26 protein-coding genes are annotated in these 26,659 nt (G+C 69.7%); 9 read left to right on the forward strand and 17 right to left on the reverse strand.

Annotated elements, in window-relative coordinates; all coding sequences use genetic code 11:
* Positions 1 to 58: 58 nt before the first annotated feature.
* Positions 59 to 1,870, forward strand: a complete 1,812-nt coding sequence (locus tag H9L21_RS09910; protein WP_187411420.1) for a DUF2207 domain-containing protein — start codon at positions 59 to 61, stop codon at positions 1,868 to 1,870.
* A 67-nt stretch (positions 1,871 to 1,937) separates the two neighbouring features.
* Positions 1,938 to 2,498: a LemA family protein gene (locus tag H9L21_RS09915; protein WP_154597039.1), complete on the forward strand. Its 561-nt coding sequence runs from the start codon at positions 1,938 to 1,940 to the stop codon at positions 2,496 to 2,498.
* 101 nt (positions 2,499 to 2,599) lie between these two features.
* Here H9L21_RS09915 and H9L21_RS09920 read toward each other — a convergent pair whose 3' ends face one another.
* Both H9L21_RS09920 and H9L21_RS09925 read right to left on the reverse strand, forming a co-directional pair.
* Entirely contained in the window at positions 2,600 to 3,694 is a 1,095-nt protein-coding gene (locus H9L21_RS09920) for a branched-chain amino acid aminotransferase (protein ID WP_154597038.1), read from the reverse strand.
* Between the two features lie 43 nt (positions 3,695 to 3,737).
* On the reverse strand, positions 3,738 to 4,796 hold the full coding sequence (locus tag H9L21_RS09925) for a 3-isopropylmalate dehydrogenase (RefSeq protein ID WP_154597037.1): 1,059 nt from the start codon (positions 4,794 to 4,796) through the stop codon (positions 3,738 to 3,740).
* Positions 4,797 to 5,289: 493 nt separating this feature from the next.
* Between H9L21_RS09925 and H9L21_RS09930 the strand changes: the two genes are divergently transcribed.
* Positions 5,290 to 5,853 (forward strand): O-methyltransferase, encoded by a 564-nt coding sequence (locus tag H9L21_RS09930; protein WP_154597036.1) that lies wholly within the window; start codon positions 5,290 to 5,292, stop codon positions 5,851 to 5,853.
* A 66-nt stretch (positions 5,854 to 5,919) separates the two neighbouring features.
* On the forward strand, positions 5,920 to 6,354 hold the full coding sequence (locus H9L21_RS09935) for an aromatic ring-opening dioxygenase LigA (RefSeq protein WP_154597035.1): 435 nt from the start codon (positions 5,920 to 5,922) through the stop codon (positions 6,352 to 6,354).
* A 9-nt stretch (positions 6,355 to 6,363) separates the two neighbouring features.
* Here H9L21_RS09935 and yczE read toward each other — a convergent pair whose 3' ends face one another.
* Both yczE and H9L21_RS15485 read right to left on the reverse strand, forming a co-directional pair.
* Entirely contained in the window at positions 6,364 to 6,969 is a 606-nt protein-coding gene (gene yczE / locus H9L21_RS09940; RefSeq protein WP_154597034.1) for a membrane protein YczE, read from the reverse strand.
* A complete protein-coding gene (locus tag H9L21_RS15485; RefSeq protein ID WP_255467029.1) occupies positions 6,966 to 7,094 on the reverse strand; it encodes a hypothetical protein in 129 nt (42 codons plus the stop codon). The genes yczE and H9L21_RS15485 overlap by 4 nt, the downstream gene beginning before the upstream one ends.
* A gap of 60 nt (positions 7,095 to 7,154) precedes the next feature.
* On the opposite strand from H9L21_RS15485, the gene yczR reads away from it, so the two are divergent.
* The 3 genes from yczR to H9L21_RS09955 all read left to right on the forward strand — a co-directional run bounded on the left by yczR (position 7,155) and on the right by H9L21_RS09955 (position 11,101).
* Positions 7,155 to 8,600, forward strand: a complete 1,446-nt coding sequence (yczR, locus tag H9L21_RS09945) for a MocR-like transcription factor YczR (protein ID WP_187411421.1) — start codon at positions 7,155 to 7,157, stop codon at positions 8,598 to 8,600.
* 108 nt (positions 8,601 to 8,708) lie between these two features.
* The gene (locus tag H9L21_RS09950) at positions 8,709 to 10,208 is read left to right on the forward strand and encodes an APC family permease (RefSeq protein ID WP_154597032.1); all 1,500 of its coding nucleotides are present in this window, start codon (positions 8,709 to 8,711) and stop codon (positions 10,206 to 10,208) included.
* Positions 10,205 to 11,101, forward strand: a complete 897-nt coding sequence (locus H9L21_RS09955) for a universal stress protein (RefSeq protein WP_187411422.1) — start codon at positions 10,205 to 10,207, stop codon at positions 11,099 to 11,101. Before H9L21_RS09950 ends, H9L21_RS09955 begins: the two co-directional genes overlap by 4 nt.
* 62 nt (positions 11,102 to 11,163) lie before the next feature.
* Here H9L21_RS09955 and ilvC read toward each other — a convergent pair whose 3' ends face one another.
* The 5 genes from ilvC to H9L21_RS09980 form a co-directional block, all read right to left on the reverse strand.
* Positions 11,164 to 12,189 (reverse strand): ketol-acid reductoisomerase, encoded by a 1,026-nt coding sequence (ilvC, locus tag H9L21_RS09960; protein WP_187411423.1) that lies wholly within the window; start codon positions 12,187 to 12,189, stop codon positions 11,164 to 11,166.
* 69 nt (positions 12,190 to 12,258) lie between these two features.
* A complete protein-coding gene (ilvN, locus tag H9L21_RS09965) occupies positions 12,259 to 12,789 on the reverse strand; it encodes an acetolactate synthase small subunit (RefSeq protein ID WP_154597029.1) in 531 nt (176 codons plus the stop codon).
* Complete coding sequence (locus H9L21_RS09970) at positions 12,789 to 14,564, reverse strand: acetolactate synthase large subunit (RefSeq protein WP_154597028.1); 1,776 nt, start codon at positions 14,562 to 14,564, stop codon at positions 12,789 to 12,791. The genes ilvN and H9L21_RS09970 overlap by 1 nt, the downstream gene beginning before the upstream one ends.
* 259 nt (positions 14,565 to 14,823) lie before the next feature.
* The gene (locus H9L21_RS09975) at positions 14,824 to 15,366 is read right to left on the reverse strand and encodes a GNAT family N-acetyltransferase (RefSeq protein WP_154597027.1); all 543 of its coding nucleotides are present in this window, start codon (positions 15,364 to 15,366) and stop codon (positions 14,824 to 14,826) included.
* 4 nt (positions 15,367 to 15,370) lie between these two features.
* The gene (locus H9L21_RS09980) at positions 15,371 to 16,798 is read right to left on the reverse strand and encodes an SDR family NAD(P)-dependent oxidoreductase (RefSeq protein WP_187411424.1); all 1,428 of its coding nucleotides are present in this window, start codon (positions 16,796 to 16,798) and stop codon (positions 15,371 to 15,373) included.
* Between the two features lie 58 nt (positions 16,799 to 16,856).
* Between H9L21_RS09980 and H9L21_RS09985 the strand changes: the two genes are divergently transcribed.
* Complete coding sequence (locus H9L21_RS09985; protein WP_154597026.1) at positions 16,857 to 18,938, forward strand: acyltransferase family protein; 2,082 nt, start codon at positions 16,857 to 16,859, stop codon at positions 18,936 to 18,938.
* A gap of 67 nt (positions 18,939 to 19,005) precedes the next feature.
* On the opposite strand, the gene ilvD is transcribed toward H9L21_RS09985, so the two are convergent.
* From ilvD to H9L21_RS10005, 4 genes are read right to left on the reverse strand one after another with little or no spacing between them, the layout of a single operon-like run.
* Entirely contained in the window at positions 19,006 to 20,700 is a 1,695-nt protein-coding gene (ilvD, locus tag H9L21_RS09990; protein WP_154597025.1) for a dihydroxy-acid dehydratase, read from the reverse strand.
* Between the two features lie 41 nt (positions 20,701 to 20,741).
* The gene (locus tag H9L21_RS09995; protein WP_154597024.1) at positions 20,742 to 21,425 is read right to left on the reverse strand and encodes a hypothetical protein; all 684 of its coding nucleotides are present in this window, start codon (positions 21,423 to 21,425) and stop codon (positions 20,742 to 20,744) included.
* On the reverse strand, positions 21,425 to 22,045 hold the full coding sequence (locus H9L21_RS10000; protein WP_187411425.1) for a SatD family protein: 621 nt from the start codon (positions 22,043 to 22,045) through the stop codon (positions 21,425 to 21,427). The genes H9L21_RS09995 and H9L21_RS10000 overlap by 1 nt, the downstream gene beginning before the upstream one ends.
* A gap of 46 nt (positions 22,046 to 22,091) precedes the next feature.
* On the reverse strand, positions 22,092 to 23,090 hold the full coding sequence (locus H9L21_RS10005) for a patatin-like phospholipase family protein (protein ID WP_154597022.1): 999 nt from the start codon (positions 23,088 to 23,090) through the stop codon (positions 22,092 to 22,094).
* A 153-nt stretch (positions 23,091 to 23,243) separates the two neighbouring features.
* Between H9L21_RS10005 and H9L21_RS10010 the strand changes: the two genes are divergently transcribed.
* Complete coding sequence (locus tag H9L21_RS10010) at positions 23,244 to 23,603, forward strand: hypothetical protein (RefSeq protein ID WP_154597021.1); 360 nt, start codon at positions 23,244 to 23,246, stop codon at positions 23,601 to 23,603.
* A gap of 159 nt (positions 23,604 to 23,762) precedes the next feature.
* On the opposite strand, the gene H9L21_RS10015 is transcribed toward H9L21_RS10010, so the two are convergent.
* The 4 genes from H9L21_RS10015 to H9L21_RS15360 form a co-directional block, all read right to left on the reverse strand.
* Positions 23,763 to 24,203: a hypothetical protein gene (locus H9L21_RS10015; protein WP_154597020.1), complete on the reverse strand. Its 441-nt coding sequence runs from the start codon at positions 24,201 to 24,203 to the stop codon at positions 23,763 to 23,765.
* 146 nt (positions 24,204 to 24,349) lie between these two features.
* Complete coding sequence (locus H9L21_RS10020; RefSeq protein WP_154597019.1) at positions 24,350 to 24,508, reverse strand: VOC family protein; 159 nt, start codon at positions 24,506 to 24,508, stop codon at positions 24,350 to 24,352.
* A gap of 134 nt (positions 24,509 to 24,642) precedes the next feature.
* A complete protein-coding gene (locus tag H9L21_RS10025; RefSeq protein WP_222865761.1) occupies positions 24,643 to 26,103 on the reverse strand; it encodes a protein adenylyltransferase SelO in 1,461 nt (486 codons plus the stop codon).
* Between the two features lie 32 nt (positions 26,104 to 26,135).
* On the reverse strand, positions 26,136 to 26,618 hold the full coding sequence (locus tag H9L21_RS15360) for a pyridoxamine 5'-phosphate oxidase family protein (RefSeq protein ID WP_222865762.1): 483 nt from the start codon (positions 26,616 to 26,618) through the stop codon (positions 26,136 to 26,138).
* Positions 26,619 to 26,659 lie beyond the last annotated feature (41 nt).

Consider the following 26,659-nt stretch of genomic DNA (forward strand, 5'->3'; position numbering starts at 1 on the left):
CACACCACTGCAAGTAATTGCACCGCGGGTCGCGCCAGGTTGCCCTAGGCTCCGGGCCATGGCTCGCGTCCTGCTCCGCCTCGTGACCGCGGTCGTCATGATCGGCCTGCTGCTCGTTCCCGCCCTCGCGACGATGAGCGACCCGACCGACAGCGCCGTCGCCGACCCGGTGACGATCACCGAGTATCGCGCTGACTACGACGTCGCCGAGGACGGCACCCTCACCGCCACCGAGAAGATCACGGCCGACTTCCCGACCGGGCGCCACGGCATCTTCCGGTACTGGGACCTGGCCGACCTGGCCGACACCGGCGTGCGGTACCGCCCCCGCGACGTCAGGATCCGGCTCGACGGCGAGCCCGTCCCCGTCTCGGCCTACTGGGAGCAGGGCCGGCGGTTCCGCGTCGCGCAGATCGGCGACCCCGACGCCTACCTGACGCCCGGGTCGCACACCTACACGCTCCAGTACCGCATCGACGGCGTCCTCGGTCCCAACCCCGACCGCCTCGCCGGATCGAGCGCCAGCTGGACCGGTGGCGACTCCGATCGCTCGGAGTTCGTGTGGCAGGTCGTCGCGGCCGGCTGGAGCATGCCGATCCGCCAGGCGGACCTGCGCATCACGCTCCCCCACCCCACGGACCGGCTCGAGTGCTCGATCGGCGACGGCCGCACCTGCACCGTCGCTGGCGACGGAACCCGGACGCTGCGCATCACGGCCTCGGACCTCGAGCCCAACACCCCGGTGGTCCTGCGGGCCGCGATGGACGCGCCGGCCCCCGATCGACCCCACCTCCCGTGGTCGATCGACTGGGACCGCCTGTTCGGCAGCTCGCTCAACCCGTTCCTGCTGGTGATGCTCCTCGCGGCCGTCGCCCTCGGGGCCGGTTACCTGCTCGATCGTCTGTCCCGCGAGCGGCGGCCCGGACTCCCCGTGCTCTTCGAGCCTCCCGCCGGACTCGGACCCGTGCAGGCGGCGTACATCGTGGATGAACGCGTCCCGCGGCGCGCTCTCACGGCCACCTTGATGCACCTGGCCGAGCAGGGGCACGTCGAGCTGCACGAGAACAGTGGCAGCTGGACCGTCAAGGGCACCCTCGCCAAGGACGCGTGGGACACCCTCGATCCCGTCGCGCAACACGTGGTGTCCGGGCTGGGCCTGCGCGGCCAGAACGGCCCCACCTTCACGGCCGACGGAACGCCGCGCTCGGGCAAACGGCTCTCCGCCGTGAAGTCGGCCATCCCCGGGGTGGCCGAGGCGTGGGCCACCACGAGCGGTGCGACCGTTCGCACGCGCAGCGTCTGGACGTGGCGCGTGCTGTTCATCGTCGCGGTGGCCGTCGTCGCCGTCGCGACGTTCTTCGGTCTGACCGGCCTGTACCTCATACCGTTCGCGGCCTTCGCCGTCGGCTCGGTCGGCGTCCTGATGCCCGGGGCCGGCTCGCGCCGGACCGCGAAAGGTCGCGAGCTGTGGTCGCGCGCCGGCGGGTTCGAGCGCTTCCTGGGCACCGACGCCTCGCAGGACCGCTTCGACTTCAGTGGCCGCGAGCAGCTCTACACCGCGTACATCCCCTATGCCGTCGCGTTCGGGGTGGCCGACCGGTGGGCCCGCAAGTACGAGGTCGCCACGGGACAGTCCGCTCCGATGCCCCACTGGTACCCCGTCGCGGTCGGGGCCCACGTCGGTGGTGGCTCCGTGCTACTCGGCGGTGGCGATGCGTACAGCGGCTTCGAGCGCGCGGTCTCGAGCTCCATCAATGCCTACAGCGCCACCCAGTCGTCGTCCTCCTCGGGCGGCGGGGGTGGCGGTGGAGGCGGGGGTGGCGGGTTCAGCGGCGGTGGCGGAGGCGGCGGAGGTGGCGGGTCGTGGTGAGTCCGCACGGCGGCACCCTGCCGCGCACTAGAGTCACCATCAATCCAAGACCCCGGAGGTACCTGTCTTGATCTGGATCATCGTCGCGATCGTCGTCGTCCTGGCCCTCGTGCTGTTCAGTGTGGTGGCGTTCAACAGGCTGCGTACCGCCGACATCGGCGCCCAGGAGGCGCTGGGCGGCATCGACGTCCAGCTCACCCGCCGGGCCGACCTCATCCCCAACCTGGTGAACACCGTGAAGGGCTACGCCGCGCACGAGCGCGGCGTCTTCGAGGAGGTCACCGCTGCGCGTGCCGGCGTCACGGAGGCGGCGCGCTCGGGCTCCGTCGAGCAGCGGGCCGTCGCCGAGGGCCGACTGGACCGCGCCCTGGTCGACGTGATGGCGGTGGCCGAGGCGTACCCCGACCTCAAGGCCTCGGCGAACTTCCAGCAGCTGCAGTCCGACCTGCGCGACACCGAGGACAAGCTCTCGTTCGCGCGTCAGTACTACAACGACGCCGTGCGCCGGCTCAACGAGCTCGTGCGCACGATCCCGTGGCTGTTCTTCACCGGCCTGGCCGGGGTCAAGGAGCGCACGTTCTACGACGCGCCCGACGGCCAGGACACCGCCCCGTCCGTCCAGTTCTGAGCGCGCCTCGACTCACCCCAGTCCCGAGATTTGCTCCGAGACTGACCTTTCAGAGCCTCTGAAAGGTCGGAAGGGGAGCAAATCTCGGGCTGCGGGAGAGGTCAGAGGACCTGCGTCATCCAGCCGTGGGTGTCCTTGGCGCGGCCGTACTGGACGTCGAGCAGAGCCGAGCGGATGTCGGCGGTGACCTTGCCGGACTCGCCCTCGGCGCTGACGACCTCGCCGCCGTCCCACTTGAGCTTGCCCACCGGGGTGACGACCGCGGCGGTGCCGCAGGCGAAGACCTCGGTGATCGTGCCGTCGGCGACACCGTCGCGCCAGTCGTCGATCGAGATCCGGCGCTCGACGACCTCGTGGCCGAGATCCTTGGCGATGGCCAGGATCGAGTCACGGGTGACGCCCTCGAGGATCGAGCCGCTGAGCTCGGGCGTGACCAGGGTGCCGTCGGCGTGGACGAAGTACAGGTTCATGCCGCCGAGCTCCTCGATCCACCGGTTCTCGACGGAGTCCAGGAACGCCACCTGCGCGCATCCGTTGGCGGCGGCCTCCTGCTGGGGCAGCAGGCTGGCGGCGTAGTTGCCGCCGCACTTGGCCGCACCCGTGCCACCGAAGCCCGCCCGGCTGTACTGGCTGGACAGCCAGATGTCGACCGGCTTGACCCCTTCGGCGAAGTACGCGCCGGCGGGCGAGGCGATCACCGAGTAGGTCACGTGCTGGCTGGGCCGCACCCCGAGGAAGACCTCCGAGGCGAACATGAACGGCCGCAGGTAGAGGCTGCGCTCCTCACCCGTCGGCACCCACTCGCGGTCGGTCTCGATGAGCGCCTTGACCGATCCGATGAACCAGTCCACGGGCAGTTCGGGCAGCGCCAGCCGGTGGGCCGAGCGCTGCATCCGCAGCGCGTTGGCCTCGGGCCGGAACAGCCACACCGAGCCGTCGGCATGGGTGTAGGCCTTGAGGCCCTCGAAGATCTCCTGGGCGTAGTGCAGGACCGCGGTCGCCGGGTCGAGGGACAGCGGGCCGTACGGCACGACGCGGGCGTCGTGCCAGTCGCGGTCCGGCGTCCACTCCGCCAGGAACATGTGATCGGTGAAGTAGTTGCCGAAGCCGGGATCAGCGAGGATCTCGGCGCGATCGGCGGCGCTGCGCGCGTTCGGATTCGTTTCGATCCTGGGAGAGAACGCGGGGGTGGTCATGCCGGACACGATAGTCCTTTCGCGGGGGTGGGAGGTCAGGTCGTCAGGCGACCGGTACCTCCGTGGCCACGCGCTCGGCGATGGCCTCCCCCACCTCCTGCGTCGAGCGGGGCTGACCGTCGCGCGCGGCGATGTCGGCCTCGACCGCGGCGGTGATGCGCTGAGCCTCGGCGGCGTGCCCCAGGTGCTCGAGCAGCAGACCGGCCGACAGGATCGCGGCGGTCGGGTCGGCCTTGGACTGACCCGCGATGTCGGGAGCCGAGCCGTGGACCGGCTCGAACATGCTCGGCGACGTGCGGTCGGGGTTGACGTTGCCGCTGGCGGCCAGGCCGATGCCACCGGTGATCGCGGCGGCGAGGTCGGTCAGGATGTCGCCGAACAGGTTGTCCGTGACGATGACGTCGAACCGGCCCGGATCGGTCGCCAGGAAGATCGTGGCGGCGTCGACGTGCAGGTAGTCGACCGTGACGTCGGGGAACTCGGCGCCGACGGCCTCGACCGTGCGGCTCCAGAGGTGACCGGCGTGCACGAGCACGTTGTTCTTGTGCACGAGCGTCAACTTGCGACGCGGGCGGGCCTGCGCGCGGGCGAAGGCGTCGCGGACGACGCGCTCGACTCCGAACGCCGTGTTGAGGCTGACCTCGGTGGCGACCTCGTGGGGCGTGCCCACGCGGATGGCGCCGCCGTTGCCCACGTACGGACCCTCGGTGCCCTCACGCACGACGACGAAGTCGATCTCGCCGGGGTCGGCGAGCGGCGTCGGGACACCGGGGAACAACTTCGACGGACGCAGGTTCACGTAGTGGTCCAGCTCGAACCGCAGCCGCAGCAGCAGTCCGCGCTCGAGCACGCCCGACGGGACCGACGGGTCGCCGACGGCGCCCAGCAGGATCGCGTCGTGCCCACGGATCTCCTCGAGCACCGTGTCGGGCAACGTCTCGCCCGTGGCGTGCCAGCGGCGCGCCCCCAGGTCGTAGGCCGTCCGGTCGAACGTGAGGCCGGAGCCCTGCGCGACGACGTCGAGAACCTTCAGGGCCTGGTCGGTGACCTCGGGTCCGATGCCGTCTCCGGCAACGACCGCGAGCGAGTAGGTGCTGGTCATGTGTCCCATCCTATGACTGGCGATCTCAGATGCTGAAACTCGGGTCTCGGCATCCGGTCGTCAGTTGTCCTCGGGGACGATGTCGAATTCGCCGGCCTCGTCGCGCAGATGGGCCGGGCCCCATTCGATGATGGCGGTGGGTGCGTACATGGGTGCTCCTCTGAAGGAAAGTGGCGGGGTGTCGTGCGGGATCCGACGGGACCGACGACCCTGCGGGGCCACGAGCTGAGACGGGTGACGTCGATCAGCGATTTCAGAGGAGGAGAACCAGGTCCTGGTCCAGAACATCTGCTGCAGAGTCGTCGAGCCAACGCCGAAACTCCGCGGCAGGTGTGGCCCTAGGAGGTCCTGCCGCGGCAAGCGATGAGTACGAGCTGCTTCCGCATGGCCGCGAGCATACACGCCGAGAGGGTCAGCGGAACCCACCTTCTGGGGAGCGTCTCAGACCGTGACTGCCACTGCCGTCCCGCGAGCCACGTGGAACACTGGTCTGATGAGCGCACCGGCCGAAGTCCCCGAACTGGTCGCCCGCGCGCTGGACCTGTCCCGGCGCCGCGGGTTCATCACCTCGACCCGCAGCGAGACCGGCCGACTGCTGGCCGCCCTCGCCGCGTCGCGGACCGGCACCCTCGCCGAGTTGGGCACCGGGTGCGGCGTCGGATCGGCGTGGCTGTCCAGCGGCGCCCCCAAGGGCGCCCACATCGTCACCGCCGAGCTCGATCCGGGCCTCTCGAAGGACGTGCAGGGCATCTTCCACGACGCCGAGAACGTCGAGGTGACGTGTGGCGACTGGACGGTCCTGGAGCAGTACGCCCCGTTCTCGCTGCTGTTCGTCGACGTGCGCGAGGTCATGGCCAGCATCGACCTGCTGGCGGATCTGCTCGAGCCCGGAGGCATCGCGGTGCTGGACGACTTCGTCCCGTCGCCGTTCTGGCCGCCGATCGTCGACGGCCAGGTCGACACGGTCCGCGAGCAGTGGCTGACCGACGAGCGCTTCGCCGCCGTCGAGATGCTGATCGATCCCGACGCCAGCCTCATCATCGCCACGCGTCGCTGATCTGGGCAGAAACGCGAATCGCGCCTAGGGTCAGCCCCACAGGGTTCCCGACGGAAGGCGCACGTCATGTCCGATTCGCACACCGCCCATCACACCCGCAACACCGGCGGCGTCCGCGTCGTCGGACTGCTCTCGATCCTGGCCGGGATCGTGCTGATCATCGCCGGCGCGGCCACCTGGTACGTCGTCACCGACCAGCTCAAGGCCCAGGACATCACCGTCGCCGAGGACGCCGAGTGGTTCGGCGGCAAGCAGGTCAACGGCCCACTCGACGCCTACTCCGAGGCCCAGGTCATCGAGAAGCACGCCCTGGAGGCGACGGGCGGCAAGACCTACGCCCAGCTGGAGCAGGACGATCCGGTGCGTGAGGTCGCGATGAACGCGTCGTTCCTGCGCGCCTCGCTCTTCACCTCGGTCGTGGCCTACGGTGTCGCGGCGTTCGCCATGGGCATGGGCGTCCTGTGGCTCCTGCTGGGCTGGTCGTTGCGCAAACTCGCCTGAGCCCTCCGTTCACGCGGCGGCCGGCTCCGGCTCCGGCCCCGCGGGACGGATCTCGAACCACGGCAGGAAGACCTGCACGATGGGACCGATGCCCAGCGCGTAGAGGACCGTGCCGAGGCCCACCGTTCCCCCGAGCGCGAAACCGCTGACCAGCACGAGGACCTCCAGACCGGTGCGCACCCGCCGCACGCTGGCCCCGGTCCGACGCACGACGCCCGTCCACAGCCCGTCCCGCGGACCGGTGCCCAGACCCGCGCCCACGTACATCGCACCGGCCAGGCCGTTGCCCACCACGCCGAGCAGCAGGAGCAGCGATCCGAGCAGCACGCCGTCGGCCGGCGGCAGGACCGCGAGGGTGGCGTCGGCGGCGACCCCGATCACGAGCACGTTCAGCACGGTGCCGATCCCGGGACGCTGGCGCAGCGGGATCCACAGCAGGAGCAGCAGCGCGCCCACGGCGATCACGACCTGCCCGAAGGTCAACGGCACGTGATGCGTGACGCCCTCGTGGAACACGTCCCACGGGTTGAGCCCGAGCCCCGCTCGCACCATGAACGCCATCGTGGCGCCGTACAGCCACAGGCCGATCAGCAACTGCACCATCCGCCGCGTCATCGACGCGGCTCCGGCCGCCGAGCGATCCGCGCCGTCGGCACCCGCCGCAGGCCGTCGCGCCGGACGGCTCGCACCGTCGCCGCCATCGCCCACACTGCGAGGGCCAGCATCATCCACCAGAACATTCCCCCAGCATGCGCGCGATTGGACTTGGTTTCCATGGCCAATCGCGCCAAGGTGGCCACATGAACAGAGCAGCGCCCCTCACCGCCCGCCGATTGGCCACTGTCGTGGGGTCCTGGGACGCCGGAGCCGGACCCACGTACCGGCGGCTGGCGGCGGCGATCCGCACCGCCGTGATGGACGGCCGCATCACCACCGGCACCCGCCTGCCCAGCGAGCGCAGCCTCGCGGAGGCCACCGGACTGAGCCGGACCACGACGACGCGCGCCTACGAGGTGCTGCGCGAGGACGGCCTGGTGCGCACGCGCCAGGGTTCGGGCACCGTGGTGGAACTGCCGTTCGGCGTGTCGGGCTCGATGAGCATGCTCGCTCGCCCGGACCGCCCGGACGGTATCGCGATGACGGCCGCCGCCTCCGAGGCCCCCGACGGATTCTCCGCACTGGTCGAGCGTGCGATGTCCGCCCTCCCCTCGGTCCTGGCGACGGACGGCTATCTGCCCGACGGGCTGCCGGTCCTGCGTGAGCGGATCGCCGCACGGTACTCCCGCCACGGAATGCCGACCGACCCTGACCAGATCATCGTCACCACGGGCGCCCAGAGCGCACTGTCGCTGTTGGTCTCGGCCCTGGTCCGGCCGGGAGACCGCGTCCTGGTGGAGGGCTGCGGCTATCCGCACGCCTTCGACATGCTCCAGCGCGCCGGGGCTCGCCTCCTCCCCCTGCCCATCGCCGACTCCCCCTGGCCCGTCGACGAGGTCGCGAGGCTCGCGCCCGCGGCCCGGTTGGCGCTCCTCGTGCCCGACTTCCACAATCCGACCGGGGCCTCGATGTCGTCCGAGGCGCGTGCCGAGATCGCCCGGTCGCTGGCGCACGGGTCCGTCACCACGATCATCGACGAGACGCTGCGGGACGTGAACGTCAGCGGACTCCCCCAGCCCGAGCACTACGGCGTGCACGCGCCGGACGCGATCGTCGTCGGATCCGTGGCCAAGTCGCTCTGGGGCGGGCTGAGGATCGGCTGGATCCGGGCACCCCGCACGCTCGTGCCGCGCCTCGTGCAGGCCCGCATGGTGCGTGACCTCGGCACCGCGGCGCTGGACCAGCTGATCGTGGCCACGGCGCTCGAGGACGGGGAGATCGACCTGCGCACGCGGACCGCCGATCTGCGCGAGCGACGTGACGTCCTGCTGGACGCCGTCGGCCGCCGCCTGCCGGACTGGCAGGTGAGCCGGCCCGACGGAGGACTCTCGGCCTGGGCGACCCTGCCGGCACCGTTGAGCTCGGCACTGACGTCCGTGGCGCTCGACGAAGGGCTCACCCTGACACCCGGCCCGCGGTTCTTCCCCACCGTGCCCATCCTCGGTGAGCACCATCTGCGGTTGCCGTTCGCCCTGCGTCCCGAGATTCTCGAGGAGGCGGTCGTCCGGCTGGCCCGCGCGTGGGCCCTCGTGACCACCGGGCAGACCGGCGGCACGGCCGACCCGGACGCCGTCGACCTCATCGCCTGAATGACGTCGGTCACGGCGTCCTCGCTCGTGTTGCGAGTCACCCGCCGGGCCCGCAGAGTTCCATAAGGCCGCCCGTTCGGGGCCGGCCTCGAACGGGCGAGGAGCGGCATGGACCTGTTGCGAAAGAAGAGTGTCGACGACGTCATCCACCAGAACGACGACGTCGGCCCCGACGGCGACTCGCCCGACGGCGCCGGTCACCTCCAGAAACACCTCTCGGCCAAGGACCTGGTCGGGTTCGGCATCGGCATCGTGATCGGCACCGGCATCTTCACGCTGACCGGCCTGCAGGCCAAGGTCAACGCCGGTCCGGCCGTGACCATCTCGTTCCTCATCGCCGGTGCGGTGGCCCTGCTGGCGGCCCTCTGCTACGCCGAGCTGGCGTCCGCCGTGCCGACCGCCGGCAGCTCGTACACCTACAGCTACACCACGATCGGCGAGATCTTCGCCTGGATCATCGCGTGGGACCTGATCCTGGAGTTCGCGCTCGGGTCGGCCGTCGTGGCTCGTGGCTGGTCCGGATACCTGGCCGGTGTCTTCGACCTCCCGGACAAGTGGTTCGCAGAGGAGGGCTCCGTCGTCAACGTCGGGGCGATCTTCATCGTGGTGCTGCTGGGCTGGGTCGCGATGCGCGGCATCCGCGAGTCGGCGTGGGTGACCAACGGCCTGGTCGTCATCAAGGTCTCGGTCTGCATCTTCGTGATCGCGGTGGGCGCCTTCTTCGTCAAGACCGGCAACCTCGTCCCCTTCATCCCCCAGTCCGCACCTCCCGAGGGCGGCGAGGAGGCCAGTGGATTGCACGCCCCGCTGTGGCAGTTCGTGTCAGGCGTCGAACCGGCCACCTTCGGCATCACGGGCATCTTCGTCGCGGCCGCGGTCGTGTTCTTCGCCTACTCGGGCTTCGAGGCCGTCGCCAACCTCGGAGAGGAGACCAAGAACCCCAAGCGCGACATGCCGCTCGGCCTGCTGGGAACCCTGGGCATCTGCACCCTGCTCTACGTCGGCGTCTGCTTGGTGCTGACCGGCATGGTCCACTACTCCAAGTTGTCCGAGGGTGACGCCGTGGCCGATGTCTTCGACCAGGTGGGCCTGGAGTGGGCCGGCATCCTGATCGGCGTCGCCGCCGTGGCCGGCTTGACCTCGGTCATCCTGGTCGACCTGGTCGCGATGCCGCGCATCGGCTTCGCCCTGGCGCGCGACGGGCTGCTGCCCGAGGCGTTCCGCCGCATCCACCCCACGTGGGGCACTCCCGTGCTGATGACGGGCATCACGATCGTGGCCGTCGCGTTGCTGGCCGGCTTCGTGCCGATCTCGATCCTCGCCGAGATGGTCAGCATCGGCACCCTGTTCGCCTTCGTCGTCGTGGCGATCGCCGTGATCGTCCTGCGCCGCACGCAGCCCGACATGAACCGGCCCTTCCGCACGCCGTGGGTGCCGCTGGTGCCGATCGTCACCGTGGCTTCGTGCTTCGGCCTGATGGCCAGCCTCAAGGTGGACACGTGGCTGCGCTTCGTGGTCTGGCTGGCGCTGGGCTTCGTCGTGTACTTCCTCTACGGCTACAAGCACTCGAAGCTCCACCAACAGGCCGCGGGGAAGGAGTCGGCGTGAGCATCGTCGTCGGGTTCGGGTCGGACACCCGCAACGCCGCTCCGCTGGAGCTGGCGGCCGAGCTCTCGCGCACCACCGGCGACGAGCTCGTGCTGGTCAGCGTCATGCAGGACAGCTGGGGGTCGCTGCGCGACTTCGCGGGGGTCGAGGACGAGTGGCGTGCGGACCTCCGTGAGCAGGCCGAGGAGGCGATCGCCACCGCGCGCGAGCATCTCGGCCCCGACGTCCAGCCGACCGCGGTCACCAGGACGGCGACGTCGGTCCCCCAAGCACTCCTGGACGAGTGCATCGCCCGCCGGGCCCGGATGCTCGTCGCCGGGTCGGCCTCGCACGGCGCGCTGGGCCGGATCGCGTTCGGCAGCACGAACGACCGCCTCGCACACAGCTCGGTCGTCCCCATCGCGCTGGCCCCCCGGGGCTACCGCTCCCACGACGACGGCATCCAGCGCCTCGTGGTGGCCGTCGACCCCACCGCGTCGGACGTCGCGCTGCACCAGCCCATCGCCGATCTCGCGTCGTGGCTGAAGGTGCCGGTCGAGATCGTCACGTTCGCGGTGCGCAGCGGCTCACGCACGGCGTACTCGGCCTTCGCCGACCAAGGTGTCCAGCAGGCGTGGAGCACCTTGGTCCGCAACCATCAGCAGGAGCTGGCGGACAAGATCCGCGAGCTGGCGCCCGACACCGAGGTGACGACCGACCAGGTCACCACGGCCGAGCGCTGGTCCCTGGCACTGGAGTCCTACCAGTGGCGCGCCGGCGACCTTCTCGCCGTGGGATCGAGCCGGCACGGCCCCGTGGCGCGCGTCTTCGTCGGCTCGACGGCGACGCGCATCGTCAACCACAGCCCCGTGCCGGTCGTGCTGCTTCCCCGGCCCCGGCCCCGGACACACTGAACGCGGCGCCCCACACCGACCCGAGGGTCGGCGGGGACGCCGCGTCCGGAGACTTCAGCCGCTCAGCGAGCCGCGCTGCCCTCGGTGTAGTCGTCGTCCGACTGCTTCCAGGAGAAGTGCGAGCGCAGCGTCTTGCCGGTGGCCTCGATCGGGTGACCGGCCTCCTTCTCACGCAGCTCGAGGAACTCCTTGCCGCCGTTGTCCTGATCGGCGATGAACCGCTCGGCGAACGCGCCGGACTGGATGTCCTTCAGCACCTCGACCATGCGCGCCTTGACGCCTTCGTCGATGACGCGCGGGCCCGAGACGTAGTCGCCGTACTCAGCGGTGTCGGAGATGCTCCAACGCTGCTTGGCGATGCCGCCCTCCCACATCAGGTCGACGATGAGCTTGAGCTCGTGCAGGACCTCGAAGTAGGCGATCTCGGGCTGGTAGCCCGCCTCGGTCAGCGTCTCGAAGCCGGCCTGGACCAGGTGGGACACGCCACCGCACAGGACGGCCTGCTCACCGAACAGGTCGGTCTCGGTCTCCTCGGTGAAGGTCGTCTTGATGACGCCGGCGCGCGTGCCGCCGATGGCCTTCGCGTACGAGAGCGCGAGGTCCCAGGCGGTGCCGGAGGCGTCCTGCTCGACCGCGATGATGTCGGGGATGCCACGGCCCGCGACGTACTCACGACGCACCGTGTGGCCGGGGGCCTTGGGCGCGACCATGATGACGTCGATACCTTCGGCGGGCTTGATGTAGCCGAACCGGATGTTGAAGCCGTGGCCGAACACGAGGGCGTCGCCCGTGGTGAGGTTCGGGGCGATGAACTCGGTGTACACGTGACGCTGGACCTGGTCGGGCGTCAGGATGACGATGACGTCCGACTCCTCGACGGCCTCAGCGACGGACAGGACGCGCAGGCCCTCGGCCTCGGCCTTCGCCTTGCTCTTGCTGCCTTCGAGCAGGCCGATGCGCACGTCGACGCCCGAGTCACGCAGGTTGAGCGCGTGGGCGTGACCCTGGCTGCCGTAGCCGATCACGGCCACGTTCTTGCCCTGGATCAGGGACAGGTCGGCGTCGTCGTCATAGAACAGTTCAGCCACGATGGGGTTCTCCTTGTTGAGGGGTCTGGGACGCAGGCACGTGCGCCCGCGTGATGGAAGCGAAGAGGCTCAGCCGGCGGCCGTGCCGGGGACGGTGCGCAGCGTGCGGTCGGTGATCGACCGCGAGCCGCGGCCGATCGCAACGCGACCGGACTGGACGATCTCGCGGATGCCGAACGGCTCGAGCACGTTGAGCATCGCGGTGAGCTTGCCGGAGTCGCCGGTGGCCTCGACGGTGACCGAGTCCACGGCCACGTCGACGATCTTGGCGCGGAACAGCTGCACCGTCTCGAGGACCTGCCCGCGGGTCTGCTGGTCGGTCTTGACCTTGATCAGCATGAGCTCGCGCTCGACGGCGCCGCCGGAGTCGAGCTCGACGATCTTGAGCACGTTGACCAGCTTGTTGAGCTGCTTGGTGACCTGCTCCAGAGGCAGCTCGTCGACGTTGACGACGATCGTCATGCGCGAGACCTCGGGGATCTCGGTCTGGCCGACGGCCAGCGAGTCGATGTTGAAGCCGCGGCGCATGAACAGGCTCGACACGCGAGCCAGGACGCCGGGGGTGTTCTCGACCAGCACGCTCAGAGTGTGTTGGGGCATCAGAGGTCTTCCTCATCCCATTCGGGGGCCAGATCGCGGGCGATCTTGATGTCGTCGTTGCTCGTGCCGGCCGCGACCATCGGCCAGACCATGGCGTCGCGCTCGACCACGAAGTCGATCACGACGGGCACGTCGTTGATGCTCATCGCCTTGGCGATGACCTCGTCGAGCTCGTCCTCGCTCTCGCAGCGCAGGCCCACGCAGCCGTAGGCCTCGGCCAGCTTGACGAAGTCGGGGATCCGGCGCGCCCCGATGGACTCGGGACCGGAGTGCAGGTCGGTGTTGGAGTAGCGGCCCTCGTAGAACAGGGTCTGCCACTGGCGCACCATGCCGAGCGAGGAGTTGTTGATGACCGCGACCTTGATCGGGATGCCCTCCAGCGCGCACGTGGCGAGCTCCTGGTTGGTCATCTGGAAGCAGCCGTCGCCGTCGATGGCCCACACGACGCGATCGGGGGCGCCGACCTTGGCGCCCATCGCGGCGGGCACGCCGTAGCCCATCGTGCCGGCGCCACCGGAGTTGAGCCACTGGCGCGGGCGCTCGTACTGCACGAACTGGGCGGCCCACATCTGGTGCTGTCCGACGCCCGAGGTGTAGATCGCCTCGGGACCGGCGGCGGCGTTGATGCGCTCGATGACCGTCTGGGGCGCGAGGCCGCCGTCGGTCTTGTCGTACGCGACCGGGAACTTCTCCTTGACGCCGACGATGTACTTCCGCCAAGCGGTGTACTCGCCCGTCAGCTCGTCCTCGTCGGTCTGCTTCTGCAGCGCGCGGATGAGGTCGGCGATGACCTCGCGGGCGTCGCCCACGATCGGGACGTCCGCCACGCGGTTCTTGCTGATCTCGGCCGGGTCGATGTCGGCGTGGATGACCTTGGCGCCGGGGGCGAACGTGTCGAGGTTGCCGGTCACCCGGTCGTCGAAGCGCGCGCCGAGGGTGATCAGCAGGTCGGACTTCTGCAGGCCCAGGACCGCCGCGACCGAGCCGTGCATGCCGGGCATGCCCAGGTGCAGCTCGTGCGAGTCGGGGAACGCGCCGCGCGCCATGAGCGTCGTGACGACGGGGATCTGCGTGAGCTCGGCGAGGATCTTCAGCTCGGCTGCGGCCTCGGCCTTGATGACGCCACCGCCGACGTACAGCACGGGACGCTCGGCCTCGGCGATGAGCCGGGCGGCCTCGCGCACCTGCTTGTTGTGCGGGCGGGTCGTGGGTCGGTACCCGGGCAGCGCCAGCTCGTGGGGCCACTCGTGGGTGGTCATCGCCTGCAGCGCGTCCTTCGCGACGTCGACCAGGACCGGGCCGGGACGGCCGGTGGAGGCGATGTGGAAGGCCTCGGCGACGACGCGCGGGATCTCGGCCGGGTCGGTCACGAGGAAGCTGTGCTTGGTGATCGGCATCGTGATGCCGCGGATGTCGGCCTCCTGGAAGGCGTCCGAGCCGATGACCGTGCTGGCGACCTGGCCCGTGACGGCAACGATCGGCACCGAGTCCAGGTAGGCGTCGGCGATCGCGGTGACCAGGTTCGTCGCGCCCGGGCCCGAGGTCGCCATGCAGACACCGACCTTGCCGGTGGCCATGGCGTAGCCCTGGGCCGCGTGGCCCGCGCCCTGCTCGTGTCGAACCAGGATGTGTCGGATCGAGGAGTCGTACAGCGGGTCGTACGCCGGCAGAATCGCGCCGCCGGGGATCCCGAAGATGACCTCGACTCCGGCCTTCTCCAGCGATCGGACGAGGCTTTGCGCCCCGGTCATCGTCTCCGGTGCCGTCTCGGTCATTGCCTTACCCGTCTCGTCTGCCGGCCACCCCGTGATCGCAGCCGGTGCTCGGTTCCCCATCGTATTGCCTGCCTCTCCTGGTCCATTCATCGCATGAAAAAACCCTCGGCCGTGAGGCGACGAGGGCGGGACGCGCGCGGTGTGGGCCGGCGCGTCAGCGAAGTACGAGAAGCAGGGAGTGCATGGGAACAGTGTGCTCCGACCTCCTCACGTGGTCAAGTTGTGAGACCGGAAGTCCACGATGTGGACTGGAGCGTCCTCAGTGCAGCGCTGCGAGGGTCGCCGTAGGCAGGTCGCGGTCGGCGTAGACGAGGCGGACGCCGCCGGGCACGTCCCGGTCCGGCCCCCTCCAGACCTGCGTCAGCCCCGCCCGTTCGGCGGTGCGCCGCGACGCCTCGTTGTGCTCCAGCAGGTAGGCGACCACCGGGGCATCGGGAGCCACCGTGGCGGCCGCCTGCATCGCGGCCTCGACGAGCTCGCCCGCGTAGCCCTGACCGTGGTGGTCGGCCGAGACCCGGTAGTACAGGTTCCAGGTTGCGGTCGGCTTCAGCCGCACTCCCCCGATGCCCACCAGGTCGCCGCCGTCGCGCCGACGCGCGGTCCAGTAGCCGAGCGCGTCGCGCTCCCAGTCCGCGGCGTACATCGTGATCTCGTCACTGGTCTGCTGCGCGCTGGTGTGCACGCCCGACGGCAGGTGGCGCCAGACCCGCGGGTCGGCATGCAGCGCGTGCAGGTCGGCGAGGTCGTCCTGCGACACCGCCGTCAGCACCAACCGCTCGGTGGTCAGACTCGCGAGATCCATCGGCTCACCACGGGAAGGGCTCGAAGTCCTTGAGGAAGACGCCGTGCAGGTCGACGCCGGCCTCGCCCCGGACGATCGGGTCGTACACCCGCGCGGCACCGTCGACGAGATCGAGCGGGGCCTTGAAGCCCTCCTCGGCGAGGCGCTTCTTGGTGACGTGCGGACGCTCGTCGGTGATCCAGCCGGTGTCGACGGCCGTCATGAGGATGCCGTCGGTCTCGAACATCTCGCGGGCGCTGGTGCGGGTGAGCATGTTGAGCGCGGCCTTGGCCATGTTCGTGTGCGGGTGACCCGGGCCCTTGTAGCCGCGCGAGAACTGGCCCTCCATGGCCGAGACGTTGACGACGTACTTGCGTCGCGCCGGCGACGCGGCCATCGCGGGGCGCAGCCGACTGACGAGGATGAACGGCGCGACGCTGTTGCACAGCTGGACCTCGAGCAGCTCGAGCGCGTCGACCTGGCCCACGTGCTGGACCCAGCTGTTGGTGTCGACGATGTCGGGCAGCAGACCTCCGGCGTCGATGCGCGCGAGGTCGGCCGAGCCCGCCTCGAGGGCGATCGACGTGAGCTCCTCGGCGGTCACGGCATCGCGGGCCAACTCCTGGTGCGTGGTGACAGAGCCGACGAGCGAGGCGGGGTGGGCGTCGCTCGTGTGGCCGAACGTGACCAACTCGGGCGTGTAGCCCTCGGGCAGCGGCTGGGACTCGGCCTCGGCGAGCGCCGAGTAGGAGCCGGGCTGGCGCTTCACCGTCTGCGCGGCGTTGTTGATGAGGATGTCGAGCGGGCCGGCCGCGGCGACCTCGTCGGCCAGGCCGATCACCTGGGCCGGGTCGCGCAGGTCGATGCCGACGATCTTGAGCCGGTCGATCCAGTCGGCGCTGTCGGGCTGGGCGCTGAAGCGGCGGACGGCGTCGCGCGGGAAGCGCGTCGTGATCGTGAGGTGGGCGCCGTCGCGCAGCAGCCGCAGCGCGATGTACATGCCGATCTTGGCGCGGCCTCCGGTCAGCAGGGCGCGCTTGCCGGTCAGGTCGGTGCGGGCGTCGCGCTTGGCGTGGCCCAGGGCGGCGCACTCGGGGCACAGCTGGTGGTAGAACGCGTCGACGACCGTGTACTTCTGCTTGCAGATGTAGCAGCCACGGGCGACGGTCAGCACGCCCGCGGTGGCGCCCTTGACGTTCGAGACCAGCGGGATGCCGGCGGTCTCGTCGTCGATCCGGCGTGGCGAGCCGGTGGCCGTCAGCTCGATGACCTCGCGGTCGGCCTCGTTGACGGCGTCGCGCTTGGCGCGGCGGCGCTGCTTCTTGACGTCCTTGTAGAACTTGCCACAGGCGCGACGCAGAGCGATGTACGCCTCATCCTCGTCACCGAGATACTGCGCCTCACCCAGGACCTTGAGGGCGGTCTCGAGTTCGTCGTCGGTGAAGTTCGGCACCCCGGAATTCTAACGACTGCAACCGAGACGCCGTGGGTCAGCATGGGAGTATCGGCCAGTGACCACGCGCCTCGCCACTTCCCCACCCGGCGCCGTCACCCCTTCCCGCGATCATCGACTCGAGATCCAGGGCCTGCGCGCACTCGCTGCCCTGCTCGTCGTGATCTACCACCTGTGGCCGGGTCGCCTGCCCGGCGGCTACGTGGGCGTCGACATCTTCTTCGTCATCTCGGGCTTCCTGATCACCAGCCATCTGCTGCGCGAGATCGACCGCGACGGTCGCATCTCGTTCGCGCAGTTCTGGGCCCGGCGGGCGCGGCGCCTGCTGCCGGCCGCACTGTCGGTCATCGCAGTCTCCGGCGTCGCCACGTGGCTGTGGGTGCCGCAGCAGTACTGGTCGCAGTTCTTCCGCGAGATGATCGCGTCGGCCGTGTACGTCGAGAACTGGCTGCTGGCCGACGACTCGGTGGACTACCTCGCGCAGGAGAACATCGCCTCGCCCGTCCAGCACTACTGGACCCTGTCGGTCGAGGAGCAGTTCTACCTGGTGTGGCCGCTGCTGGTGACCCTCGGCCTGTGGCTCGCGGTGCGGTTCGGGCGCGACCGGCGACCGATGATCGCGGCCGTGCTCGCGGTCGTCGTGGCGGCCAGCCTGGCTCACAGCCTGTACCTCGTCGCGCAGGGCGTCCCGCAGGCGTACTTCGCGGCGACGACGCGTGCGTGGGAGTTCGGCGCGGGGGCGCTGCTGGCCTTCTCCCCCGGCCTGCTGAAGCGACTGCCCGATGTCGCCCGCTCGCTGGTCTCCTGGGGTGCGTTGGCGTTCATGGTCGCCGCGGGCCTGCTCTTCGACGAGGCGACGCCCGTGCCAGGGCTGCCGATCGTGGCACTCGTGGCCGCGGTCGTGCTTCTCATCGCGGCCGGCTCGCCGGGGTCGGCCCTGTCCCCCATGCCGCTGCTGCGCCGCCGCTCGGTGCAGTGGACGGGTGACGTCTCGTACGCGCTGTACCTGTGGCACTGGCCGCTCATCGTGCTGCTGCCGTTCGTGCGCGGCCGCGAGAACGGCCCGTTCGCCCTGGTGGGGATCCTCGTCCTGACATTCGTCCTGGCGGGCCTGTCCACGCGGCTCATCGAGGACCCCGTGCGGACGTCGACGTTCCTGAAGCACGCGCGGCCGCGGCTGACGTACGGCCTCACGGCGCTCGCCATGGCTGCCGTGATCGTGCCGTCGCTGATGGCGATCAAGTCCAGCGATCGGGCCCTGCAGCGCGATCAGGAGATCGCCGAGTCCATCGCCGAGCAGGCGCCCGCATGCTTCGGCGCCGCCTCGCACGATCCCGAGAAGCCGTGCGACAACCCCGAACTGGATCGGCTGCAGATCCCCGACCCTCGCTCGGCCAACGGTGACCGTCCGCCCGAGGGCTGGTGCTCGCAGCGCCCGGTCGGCGAGGCGATCAAGCCCTGCAGCGGTGGCGACTGGGCCGACCCCGACACGCTCAAGGTCGCGATCGTGGGCGACTCGCACGCGCGCATGATGAGCTCGGTGCTGCGCGAGTGGGCCGACGACGGCAAGGTCGCGTGGGACGGCTACTTCCAGAGCGGCTGCGTGTGGACCACCGCGGACCCGTGGCGGATCAAGTACGTCGACGAGTGCGTGGACTTCAAGCAGCAGATGTCGGCGATCATGGCCGAGAAGGCCGACCAGTACGACCTGGTCATCACGACGGCGCGCGCGGACCGGGTTCCCGGCAGCGAGGACGAGCGCACGGCCGGGCTGCTCGAGGCGTGGTCGGCGGCGACGGACCGTGGCGTGCCGGTCGTCGCGCTCTCGGACATCCCGCTGCAGGCGCGCAACGAGGTCAACGCATGCCTGGAGCAGACGCCCCAGGACCGCCAGGCCGACTGTGCTTTGGACCGGTCGAAGACCTTGGTCGAGCCGGACCCGTTCGTCACTGCGGCCAAGGCCGGTGACCGCACGCACGCGATGGACCTGCGCGACGTGCTGTGCGACGAGCGGAAGTGCCCCGCCGTGATCGGCGGCGTCACCGTCTACGCCGACTCGAACCACCTCACCGACACGTTCGTGCGCACGATGGCGCCGATCGTGTGGCGCGAGCTGGCGCGCGCCGGCCTCACCGGCTGATCACAGCACCCGGACACACGAACGCCGCCCCGGTGGATCACCGGGGCGGCGTTCTTTCGTGCTGGGGTCAGCCGGTGACGGCGCCGTGCGCGGCCGAGCTGACCAGCTTGCGGTACTTGGCCAGCACGCCGGAGGTGTACTTCGGCGGGTTCGGCTCCCAGCCGACCTTGCGCTGCTCGAGCTCGGCCTCGTCGATCTCGACGTCGAGCGTCTTGTTCGCCACGTCGAGCGTGATTGGGTCGCCGTCGCGGACGAACGCGATCGGGCCGCCGTCGACGGCCTCGGGGGCGACGTGACCGACACACAGGCCTGTCGTGCCGCCGGAGAAGCGGCCGTCGGTGAGCAGCAGGACGTCCTTGCCGAGGCCCGCGCCCTTGATGGCGCCGGTGATGGCGAGCATCTCGCGCATGCCGGGGCCGCCCTTGGGGCCCTCGTAGCGGATGACGACGACGTCGCCGGCGACGACGGTGCCGTCCTCCAGCGCGTCCATCGCCGCACGCTCACCGTCGAACACGCGGGCGGTGCCGCGGAAGACCGACTCGTCGAAGCCGGCGCTCTTGACGACCGCACCCTCGGGAGCCAGCGAGCCGTGCAGGATCGTCAGGCCGCCGGTCTTGTGGATCGGCTTGTCGAGCGGGCGGATGACGTCGCCGTCCAGGCCCAGGTCGATGTGCGCGAGGTTCTCGGCCATCGTCTTGCCGGTGACGGTCATGACGTCGCCGTGCATGAGGCCCGCGTCGAGCAGCGCCTTCATGATCACCGGGATGCCGCCGACCTTGTCGACGTCGTTCATGACGTAGCGGCCGAACGGCTTGAGGTCGCCCAGGTGCGGGACCTTGTCGCCGACGCGGCTGAAGTCGTCGAGCGTCAGCGGGACGCCGGCCTCGCGGGCGATGGCCAGCAGGTGCAGGACGGCGTTGGTCGAGCCGCCGAGCGCCATGACGACGGTGATGGCGTTCTCGAACGCCTCGAGCGTCATGATGTCGCGGGCCGTGATGCCCTTGCGCAGCAATTCGACGACGGCCTCGCCGGACTTCTTGGCGTAGTCGTCGCGGCGACGGTCGGGGGCCGGCGGCGCGGCCGAGCCGGGAAGGCTCATGCCGAGCGCCTCGGCGGCCGAGGCCATCGTGTTGGCGGTGTACATGCCGCCACAGGCACCCTCGCCGGGGCAGATCGCGCGCTCGATCTTGTCGACCTGCTCGCGGGAGATGAGGCCCTTCATGCAGGCGCCGACGGCCTCGAAGGCGTCGATGATCGTGACGTCCTTGCCGTCGACGCTGCCCGGCAGGGTCGAGCCGGCGTAGAGGAAGACGCTGGACAGGTCGAGGCGCGCGGCAGCCATGAGCATGCCGGGCAGGGACTTGTCGCAGCCGGCCAGCAGGACCGAGCCGTCGAGGCGCTCGGCCGACATGACGACCTCGACCGAGTCGGCGATGACCTCACGGCTGACGAGGGAGAAGTGCATGCCCTCGTGGCCCATGGAGATGCCGTCGGAGACGCTGATCGTGCCGAACTCCAGCGGGTAGCCGCCACCGGCGTGCACGCCCTCCTTGACGGCCTTCGCGAGGCGGTCGAGGGACAGGTTGCAGGGGGTGATCTCGTTCCAGCTGGAGGCCACGCCGATCTGGGGCTTCACCCAGTCGTCGTCCCCCATGCCGACCGCGCGGAGCATGCCGCGCGCGGCGGTCTTCTCCAAACCGTCGGTGACGTCGCGGCTCCGCGGCTTGATGTCGATCTCGGGGGTGTCAGGGGTCTCGGCCATAGGGGAATCGTACGACCGTCTGGCGCGGGACCGTCGCGAGGTCAGAACAGCGGCACGAGCGCCAGCGCGAGGAACCAGCTGACGAAGCTGCCGACCAGGACGTACTCGGCTCGCGAGCCGTCGCCCTCGTCCCTGGAGATCTCGGGGAATCGCAGGATGCCCTTGGCCGCGAGGATCGCCGCCACTCCCCCGTAGTTGCCGCCGACCGCGAAGGCGAACACCATGACGCGCTCGAGCGGGCCGATGACGCGACCGCCCTTGAGCCGGCGCTCCTCGCCCAGCAGGCCGCGTCCGACGCGATCGAGGACCTCGCGCACGACGGCGTTGGCCGGACCGATCAGCGCCACCGCGATGACGACGGCCAGCACGAACTCGTCGAGGCCGACGTTCATCAGGCCGGGAACGCCGAGGTCCTCGAACCAGTCGAGCAGCGGGGGCGTGTCGCGATCGATGAGCGGCGAGGCCACCAGCGCCAGCAGGCCGGCGACGCCGGAGGCGATCATCCCCGGCAGCCGCCACGACGGCAGGGCGCGGGCACTGGCCCACCAGAAGCCGACGATGACCGGCAGCCAGCCCGCGCCGGGGCCGTAGCCGAGCCCGTGGGCGGTCAACACGACGATCGCGATCATCAGGACACCCTGGACGGCGATCACCCAGGCGGGACCGATCTGACGCAGGTACTGGGCCAGGCAGATGGCCAGCAGGACAAGGGCGAGCAGGGCCATCAGCGCACCAGCTCGAGACCGTCGACGACCGCCAGGGCTCCGCTGCGGCGCAGGGACTGGGAGACGGCAGAGGGCGAGATGCCCTCGCTCTCGGCGAGTTGACGCTGCGTGCGTCCCTGGATGAGCCCGAGCGCCAGCCGGCGCTGGCGTCCGTCGAAGCCGCTGACCACGTGGTCGCGAACCATCAGATAGGCGTTCACCGTTCCCCCTTCATGCACCCAGGTCCGCAGTCCGGACTGTCGGCCGGCGCGCTGCTCGACCTGGCCGATCGCGTCGCGCGCGTTCCACCAAGCCGGACCATCTTGGGTGAGACCGTACTCGGAGCGACCGACGACTTCGACGGTCCCGGCGCCGATGCCGACCCGCGCGTCCATCCCCTCAGGCAGCGCAAGCCGCACGACCAAGGCCGCCAGCAGCGCCTGCTCCAGGGTCTCGTGGGTCGACTGGAACTCGTCGCCGATGGTGGGCGCGGGGGCCTGGATCGAGGGGACGAGCTCATGCGCGGCAGCCAGCGCCTGGATCAGCGCCTCCTGGGCCGCACGCCGCGAGGGCGCGCTGCGCGAGGCCACCAGGTCGCCGATGAGGGCGACGCACTCTGAAGGTCCTGCCTTCATTTCCATGAAATGAAGCATATACCTTTACTTCGAGGAAATGAAGATGATGCCTTCACAGAGATTCGAGCGGCTGCGACGCCGGAGGGCCGGCGGGGTGCTTGGCCACCCAGTTCGTCGCCGCCTTGTGCCCCGCCTCGAACAGGCTCGTGCGCTGCTCGGGCGTCAGGTCGAAGTCGGTGAACCGCACACCCTTCGGCTTGGCGAAGATGCTGCGGTCAATGGACGCCGGATCGCTCACGTGACGGACTTGGGTCGAGTCCACGGTGGTCTTGATGAGGTTCTCCAGCAGCGCGACGGGCGAGGTGACCGGCTTGGCCTTCGCCCGCTCCCCCGCGGGCGAGCTGAGCCGGACGCCGAGCGTGGGCCAGCGGCTGGGCTTGCCGTCGGTGCGGTCGAAGACGTCGATGGGATAGGTGCGGAGCAGGGATCCGTCGACGAGGGTCAGCTTGCCGAACTGCGAGTTCACCTTCACCGGCTCGAAGAAGAACGGGATCGCGGACGAGGCGCGCACCGCCCGGGCGACGGGATAGTCGAACGGATCGCGGTCGTGAGCCTCGAGGTCCCACGGCAGGAACATCGCCCGCTGGCGCGACAGGTCACTGGCGGTGACGACGAGGCGGAACGACTGGTTCTGCGGCAGGGAGCTGCCGGGGTCGTCGAAGTACAGGTCGCCGAAGGTCCGCACGCCGAGGTCGGCCAGGACGCCGCGCAACCACTGGTCCAGGTGCCGCCCGGGATGCGCACCGAGGTGGAACAGCATCCCCCACAGGTCTGCCACGCGCGGCGCCCACTTCAGGTACTTCGCCGCGGGCCGCCGGTCGACGAACGCCATGTAGTCGATCGTGCGCATGATCTCGTCGACCCGGCTGAATGGCTCGTTCGCGTGCTGCATCGCCGCCATGATCGAGCCGACCATCGCGCCGGCGGACGACCCACCGATCCGGGCGAACGAGTACCCGTTCTCCACGAGGGCTGTAGCGGCTCCGACCAGGGCGATGCCCTTGACTCCCCCGCCCTCCAGGACGAGGTCGACCGTGCGCTCGTTGTCCACGGTTCGACTCTAGGGCGTGGGGACGGGCATGGCTGACGGGTAGCAGTTCGCCCCCATTCAGACCGCGTCCTATCGCCCAGAATGCAGCAGAATCTGTCGCAAGGAGATCCTCAATCCACCGATCTAGGCGCCCGCCTGATGAAACACTCGAGCATGCGCACACTCCTCGTGACGATTGCGTGTGCAATCTCGCTCGCGGGATGCACCGCCTCGAGCGACGGGAGCTCGAGTGATGAAACGGACAAGTACACCCAGACGTGGACGAAGTCTTATTCGGAGACGACGTGCGAAGACTGGAACAGCGCGATGACCGACGCGCAACAGTTCGCCGCGGCGGCTGACATGCTCACCGGGGCTCGAAACAACGGCGATGGCGGAACCGGGCTCCCCGCTGACTCTCTCATCGAGCAATTCCAGGCCGGAATGACGACAGCTTGCGTTGTGCCAACCGTGAACCTCGCCGAGATGAGCGCGATGTTATATCTCACCGAGCGGCAGACGTTCAGTCCCTAATTGACAGAGCCCTCAACCCTCCTATCGAGCGACACCGCCGACCCGGACCACTCGCGAAGATGATGGGTGGACTCATACCCACGAGCTCGGAAATGAGTCATTCCAACGCGTAGCGTTCCGCAAGCGGCCGTGCATTCCGGCGCGATTTCGACGACGCGGCTACGAAGCTGGACGATGCTGGCGTAGCAGATGGTCGAACTCGCGGATGACGTCGTGGACGGCTGCTGCGATTTCGGCGTTCCAGTGATCGGCGGTGGGAGTGAACTGGGACCAGTGGCCGTCGCGGAGGTGGCTGAGGGTCAGTTCGCACGTTCCCAGGCTGCTGTCGACGTTGATCCAGAGCTCGACACTGAGCACACCTTCGTAGGAACGGCTCGGAAGTCGGAGGTCCGCGGGCACGTGCTCGTAGAGGTCGCTGGTCTCGGCCTCGTACAGGACCGAGGTGGTCGTTGAAGGGCTCCAACCCTGTGTGCCGAACCAGAATCCGTAGCGATGCAGCACCGGGCCCGCAATGTCGTGGACGGCCCGCTGAACCTCGTCTTGCGCACGCTCGGAGGCTTCGGCACGTTCACGACGGGCTCGGCGCCTGAATGAGTCCATGCCTCATGGTGCCGGAGAAGATGGCCGCCATGCCATCGCACACGGCTGTCGCGTCTATCCGCCGCTTGATGGGCGACACGTGCGCTCGGGGGCCGTGCCGGGCTCGCGCCGATGTCAGGTTGTCGATAGGGAACCGCCTGGTCCGCTTAACCCGCGAACGTTGCGAAGGTCCAATGGTTGCCGTCAGGGTCGGCCACCGTGAAGTCACGCGATTGATAGTCGGTCTGGTCGACGATCTCGCGCACAACCCTCGCCTCCAACTCGAGCGCCCGGGCCAGCACCACGTCCGGATCTGCGGTCACCACGTGCAATGACGCCGTCCCGGGCAGGCACGGCGTGGGCCGCTCTCCCGTGCTCGAGAGCAGGATCCGGCCGCCCTCCGGCCAGTCAAGTTGTGCGTCATTCCGCCGCTATTAGGGGCCGGAAGTTGCGCGAGCCCTCAGGTGCCGCAGTAAGTGGTGTAGCGACCAAAGTCATCTGGTGCTGGTTTGGCGTATCGCTCCAGCCCCGGACGCTCCTCGAACGGGCGCTGAATGACCTGCAACAGCTGCTGAACCGGACCGAGATCACCGCCCGTGGCGGCGTCGAGCGCCTCCTCCACCAGATGGTTGCGTGGGATGTAGATGGGATTGGCGCGGTCCATCGCGACCGGGTCGGGTCCGACCGCCTGCCAGCGCAGCAGCCACTCGTCGATCGCTGCCAAGTCGACGAACAGTCCCCGGAAGGGCTCGGCATCACCGCGGGCTGCCGAGGCCAGCGCGCGGAAGCCGCTGGTCCAGTCGACGTGGTTGCTGTGCAGGAGATCGAGCAGCTCCTCCCCCAGCTTCACCGCGACTGCGTCCTCCAGGCCCACGGGAAGACCGAGCTTCGCCTGCAGACCCGCCGCATACGTGGCCGTGTACCTCGTGGCGAACCTGCCGAGCGACTCCATCGCGAGCTCGACGGCGGTGTCCTGGTCCTGCGCGATCAGGGGCAGGAGCGTCTCCGCGAACCGCGCGAGGTTCCACTGGGCGATCGCGGCCTGGTTGCCGTAGGCGTAGCGGCCGCCGACGTCGATCGAGCTGTAGACCGCGCCGGGGTCGTACGCCTCGATGAACGCGCACGGCCCGTAATCGATCGTCTCGCCGGAGATCGTCATGTTGTCGGTGTTCATGACGCCGTGGACGAACCCGATGAGCATCCACCGGGCCACGAGGTCGGCCTGCGCCTCGACCACGGCCTCGAACAGCGCCCGGTACGGATTGTCGGCAGACGCGGCTGTCGGGTGATGGCGCTCGATCGCGTGGTCGGCGAGACGTCGCAGCAGCCCCACGTCGCCGGTCGAAGCGGCGAACTGGAACGTGCCCACGCGGAGGTGACTGCCCGCCACCCGCGCCAACACGGCTCCGGGCAGCATCGTCTCGCGACGCACGTCGCGTCCGGTGGCGACGACCGCCAGCGAGCGCGTCGTGGGCACACCGAGGGCATGCATCGCTTCACTGATCACGTACTCCCGCAGCATGGGCCCGACGGCGGCCAGCCCGTCGCCGCCGCGCGAGAACGGCGTACGCCCGGAACCCTTCAGGTGAAGATCGCGGAGCCGTCCCTCGCGGTCGGTCAGCTCGCCCATCAGCAGTGCCCGGCCATCGCCCAGCCGCGGCGAGTAGCCGCCGAACTGGTGACCGGCGTATGCCTGGGCGACCGGCGTGGCATCCGGCGGCACCGACGTGCCGGTGAGGAGTCCGACACCGTCGGGCGCCCGGAGTGCGGCCGCGTCCAGGCCGAGATCGGCGGCCAACAGATCGTTGAGCACCAGCACGTTCGGGTCCGGTGTCTCCTCGCCCCGCCACGGCACAGCCAACTCCGGGAACTCAGCGGCAAAGCGGTTCGAGAGTGGTGCCGTCACGGGAGTTGTCGTCACCCCGTCCAGCGTACGGACGTCACGAGGCACGCTCAAAGCTGAACAGTGCCGCTGTCCCCCAGGTCGGGCTGCTTGTCGGTGACGAGGCCCTTCGCCAGCTGGACGGCCGCGGTGACCTTGCCCGGGGACTCCCAGTACTCGGCGGTGGTGCCGTCGATGCGCAGGGCGATGTTGCCGGGGTCCTCGGGGCTGCCGGACATGAACGCGCCGGACGAGGCGTCCCACAGGTCCTCGACTTTGCCGCGGTTCTGCTCGACGTGCGCGGTGCCGCTGAGCGAGACCCAGCCCGCGTCGCTGGAGTAGGCCACGTTCACCCGCGGGTCCGCCTCGAGTGCCTGCACCTTCTCGCTGCTCTGCTCGGTGAGGAACCACGTCGTGCCGGGATGCTCGAAGCCCTGCGCGCCCATGGGCGTGGACACGAGCGCGCCCTCGCGGGACACGTAGGTCAGGACGGCGATCCGAGCGTCGCGCATGATCTTGGTGACGGTCTCGAGCTGGTCGTCGTGAGTGGTCATTCATCGACCCTCACATGCGCGTCGGACTCGCGCCTCCCGGA

The sequence above is a fragment of the Aeromicrobium senzhongii genome (assembly GCF_014334735.1).
GTDB classification, from domain to species: Bacteria; Actinomycetota; Actinomycetes; order Propionibacteriales; family Nocardioidaceae; genus Aeromicrobium; species Aeromicrobium senzhongii.

Excerpts from the sequence above, each read along its gene's own strand:
- H9L21_RS09910 (WP_187411420.1), top strand. The coding sequence starts at position 59 with ATGGCTCGCGTCCTGCTCCGCCTCGTGACCGCGGTCGTCATGATCGGC.
- H9L21_RS09920 (WP_154597038.1), bottom strand. The coding sequence starts at position 3,694 with ATGACCACCCCCGCGTTCTCTCCCAGGATCGAAACGAATCCGAACGCG.
- H9L21_RS09925 (WP_154597037.1), bottom strand. The coding sequence starts at position 4,796 with ATGACCAGCACCTACTCGCTCGCGGTCGTTGCCGGAGACGGCATCGGA.
- H9L21_RS09930 (WP_154597036.1), top strand. The coding sequence starts at position 5,290 with ATGAGCGCACCGGCCGAAGTCCCCGAACTGGTCGCCCGCGCGCTGGAC.
- H9L21_RS09935 (WP_154597035.1), top strand. The coding sequence starts at position 5,920 with ATGTCCGATTCGCACACCGCCCATCACACCCGCAACACCGGCGGCGTC.
- yczE (WP_154597034.1), bottom strand. The coding sequence starts at position 6,969 with ATGACGCGGCGGATGGTGCAGTTGCTGATCGGCCTGTGGCTGTACGGC.
- H9L21_RS15485 (WP_255467029.1), bottom strand. The coding sequence starts at position 7,094 with ATGTTCTGGTGGATGATGCTGGCCCTCGCAGTGTGGGCGATGGCGGCG.
- yczR (WP_187411421.1), top strand. The coding sequence starts at position 7,155 with ATGAACAGAGCAGCGCCCCTCACCGCCCGCCGATTGGCCACTGTCGTG.
- H9L21_RS09950 (WP_154597032.1), top strand. The coding sequence starts at position 8,709 with ATGGACCTGTTGCGAAAGAAGAGTGTCGACGACGTCATCCACCAGAAC.
- ilvN (WP_154597029.1), bottom strand. The coding sequence starts at position 12,789 with ATGCCCCAACACACTCTGAGCGTGCTGGTCGAGAACACCCCCGGCGTC.
- H9L21_RS09970 (WP_154597028.1), bottom strand. The coding sequence starts at position 14,564 with ATGACCGAGACGGCACCGGAGACGATGACCGGGGCGCAAAGCCTCGTC.
- H9L21_RS09975 (WP_154597027.1), bottom strand. The coding sequence starts at position 15,366 with ATGGATCTCGCGAGTCTGACCACCGAGCGGTTGGTGCTGACGGCGGTG.
- ilvD (WP_154597025.1), bottom strand. The coding sequence starts at position 20,700 with ATGGCCGAGACCCCTGACACCCCCGAGATCGACATCAAGCCGCGGAGC.
- H9L21_RS09995 (WP_154597024.1), bottom strand. The coding sequence starts at position 21,425 with ATGGCCCTGCTCGCCCTTGTCCTGCTGGCCATCTGCCTGGCCCAGTAC.
- H9L21_RS10000 (WP_187411425.1), bottom strand. The coding sequence starts at position 22,045 with ATGGAAATGAAGGCAGGACCTTCAGAGTGCGTCGCCCTCATCGGCGAC.
- H9L21_RS10010 (WP_154597021.1), top strand. The coding sequence starts at position 23,244 with ATGCGCACACTCCTCGTGACGATTGCGTGTGCAATCTCGCTCGCGGGA.
- H9L21_RS10015 (WP_154597020.1), bottom strand. The coding sequence starts at position 24,203 with ATGGACTCATTCAGGCGCCGAGCCCGTCGTGAACGTGCCGAAGCCTCC.
- H9L21_RS15360 (WP_222865762.1), bottom strand. The coding sequence starts at position 26,618 with ATGACCACTCACGACGACCAGCTCGAGACCGTCACCAAGATCATGCGC.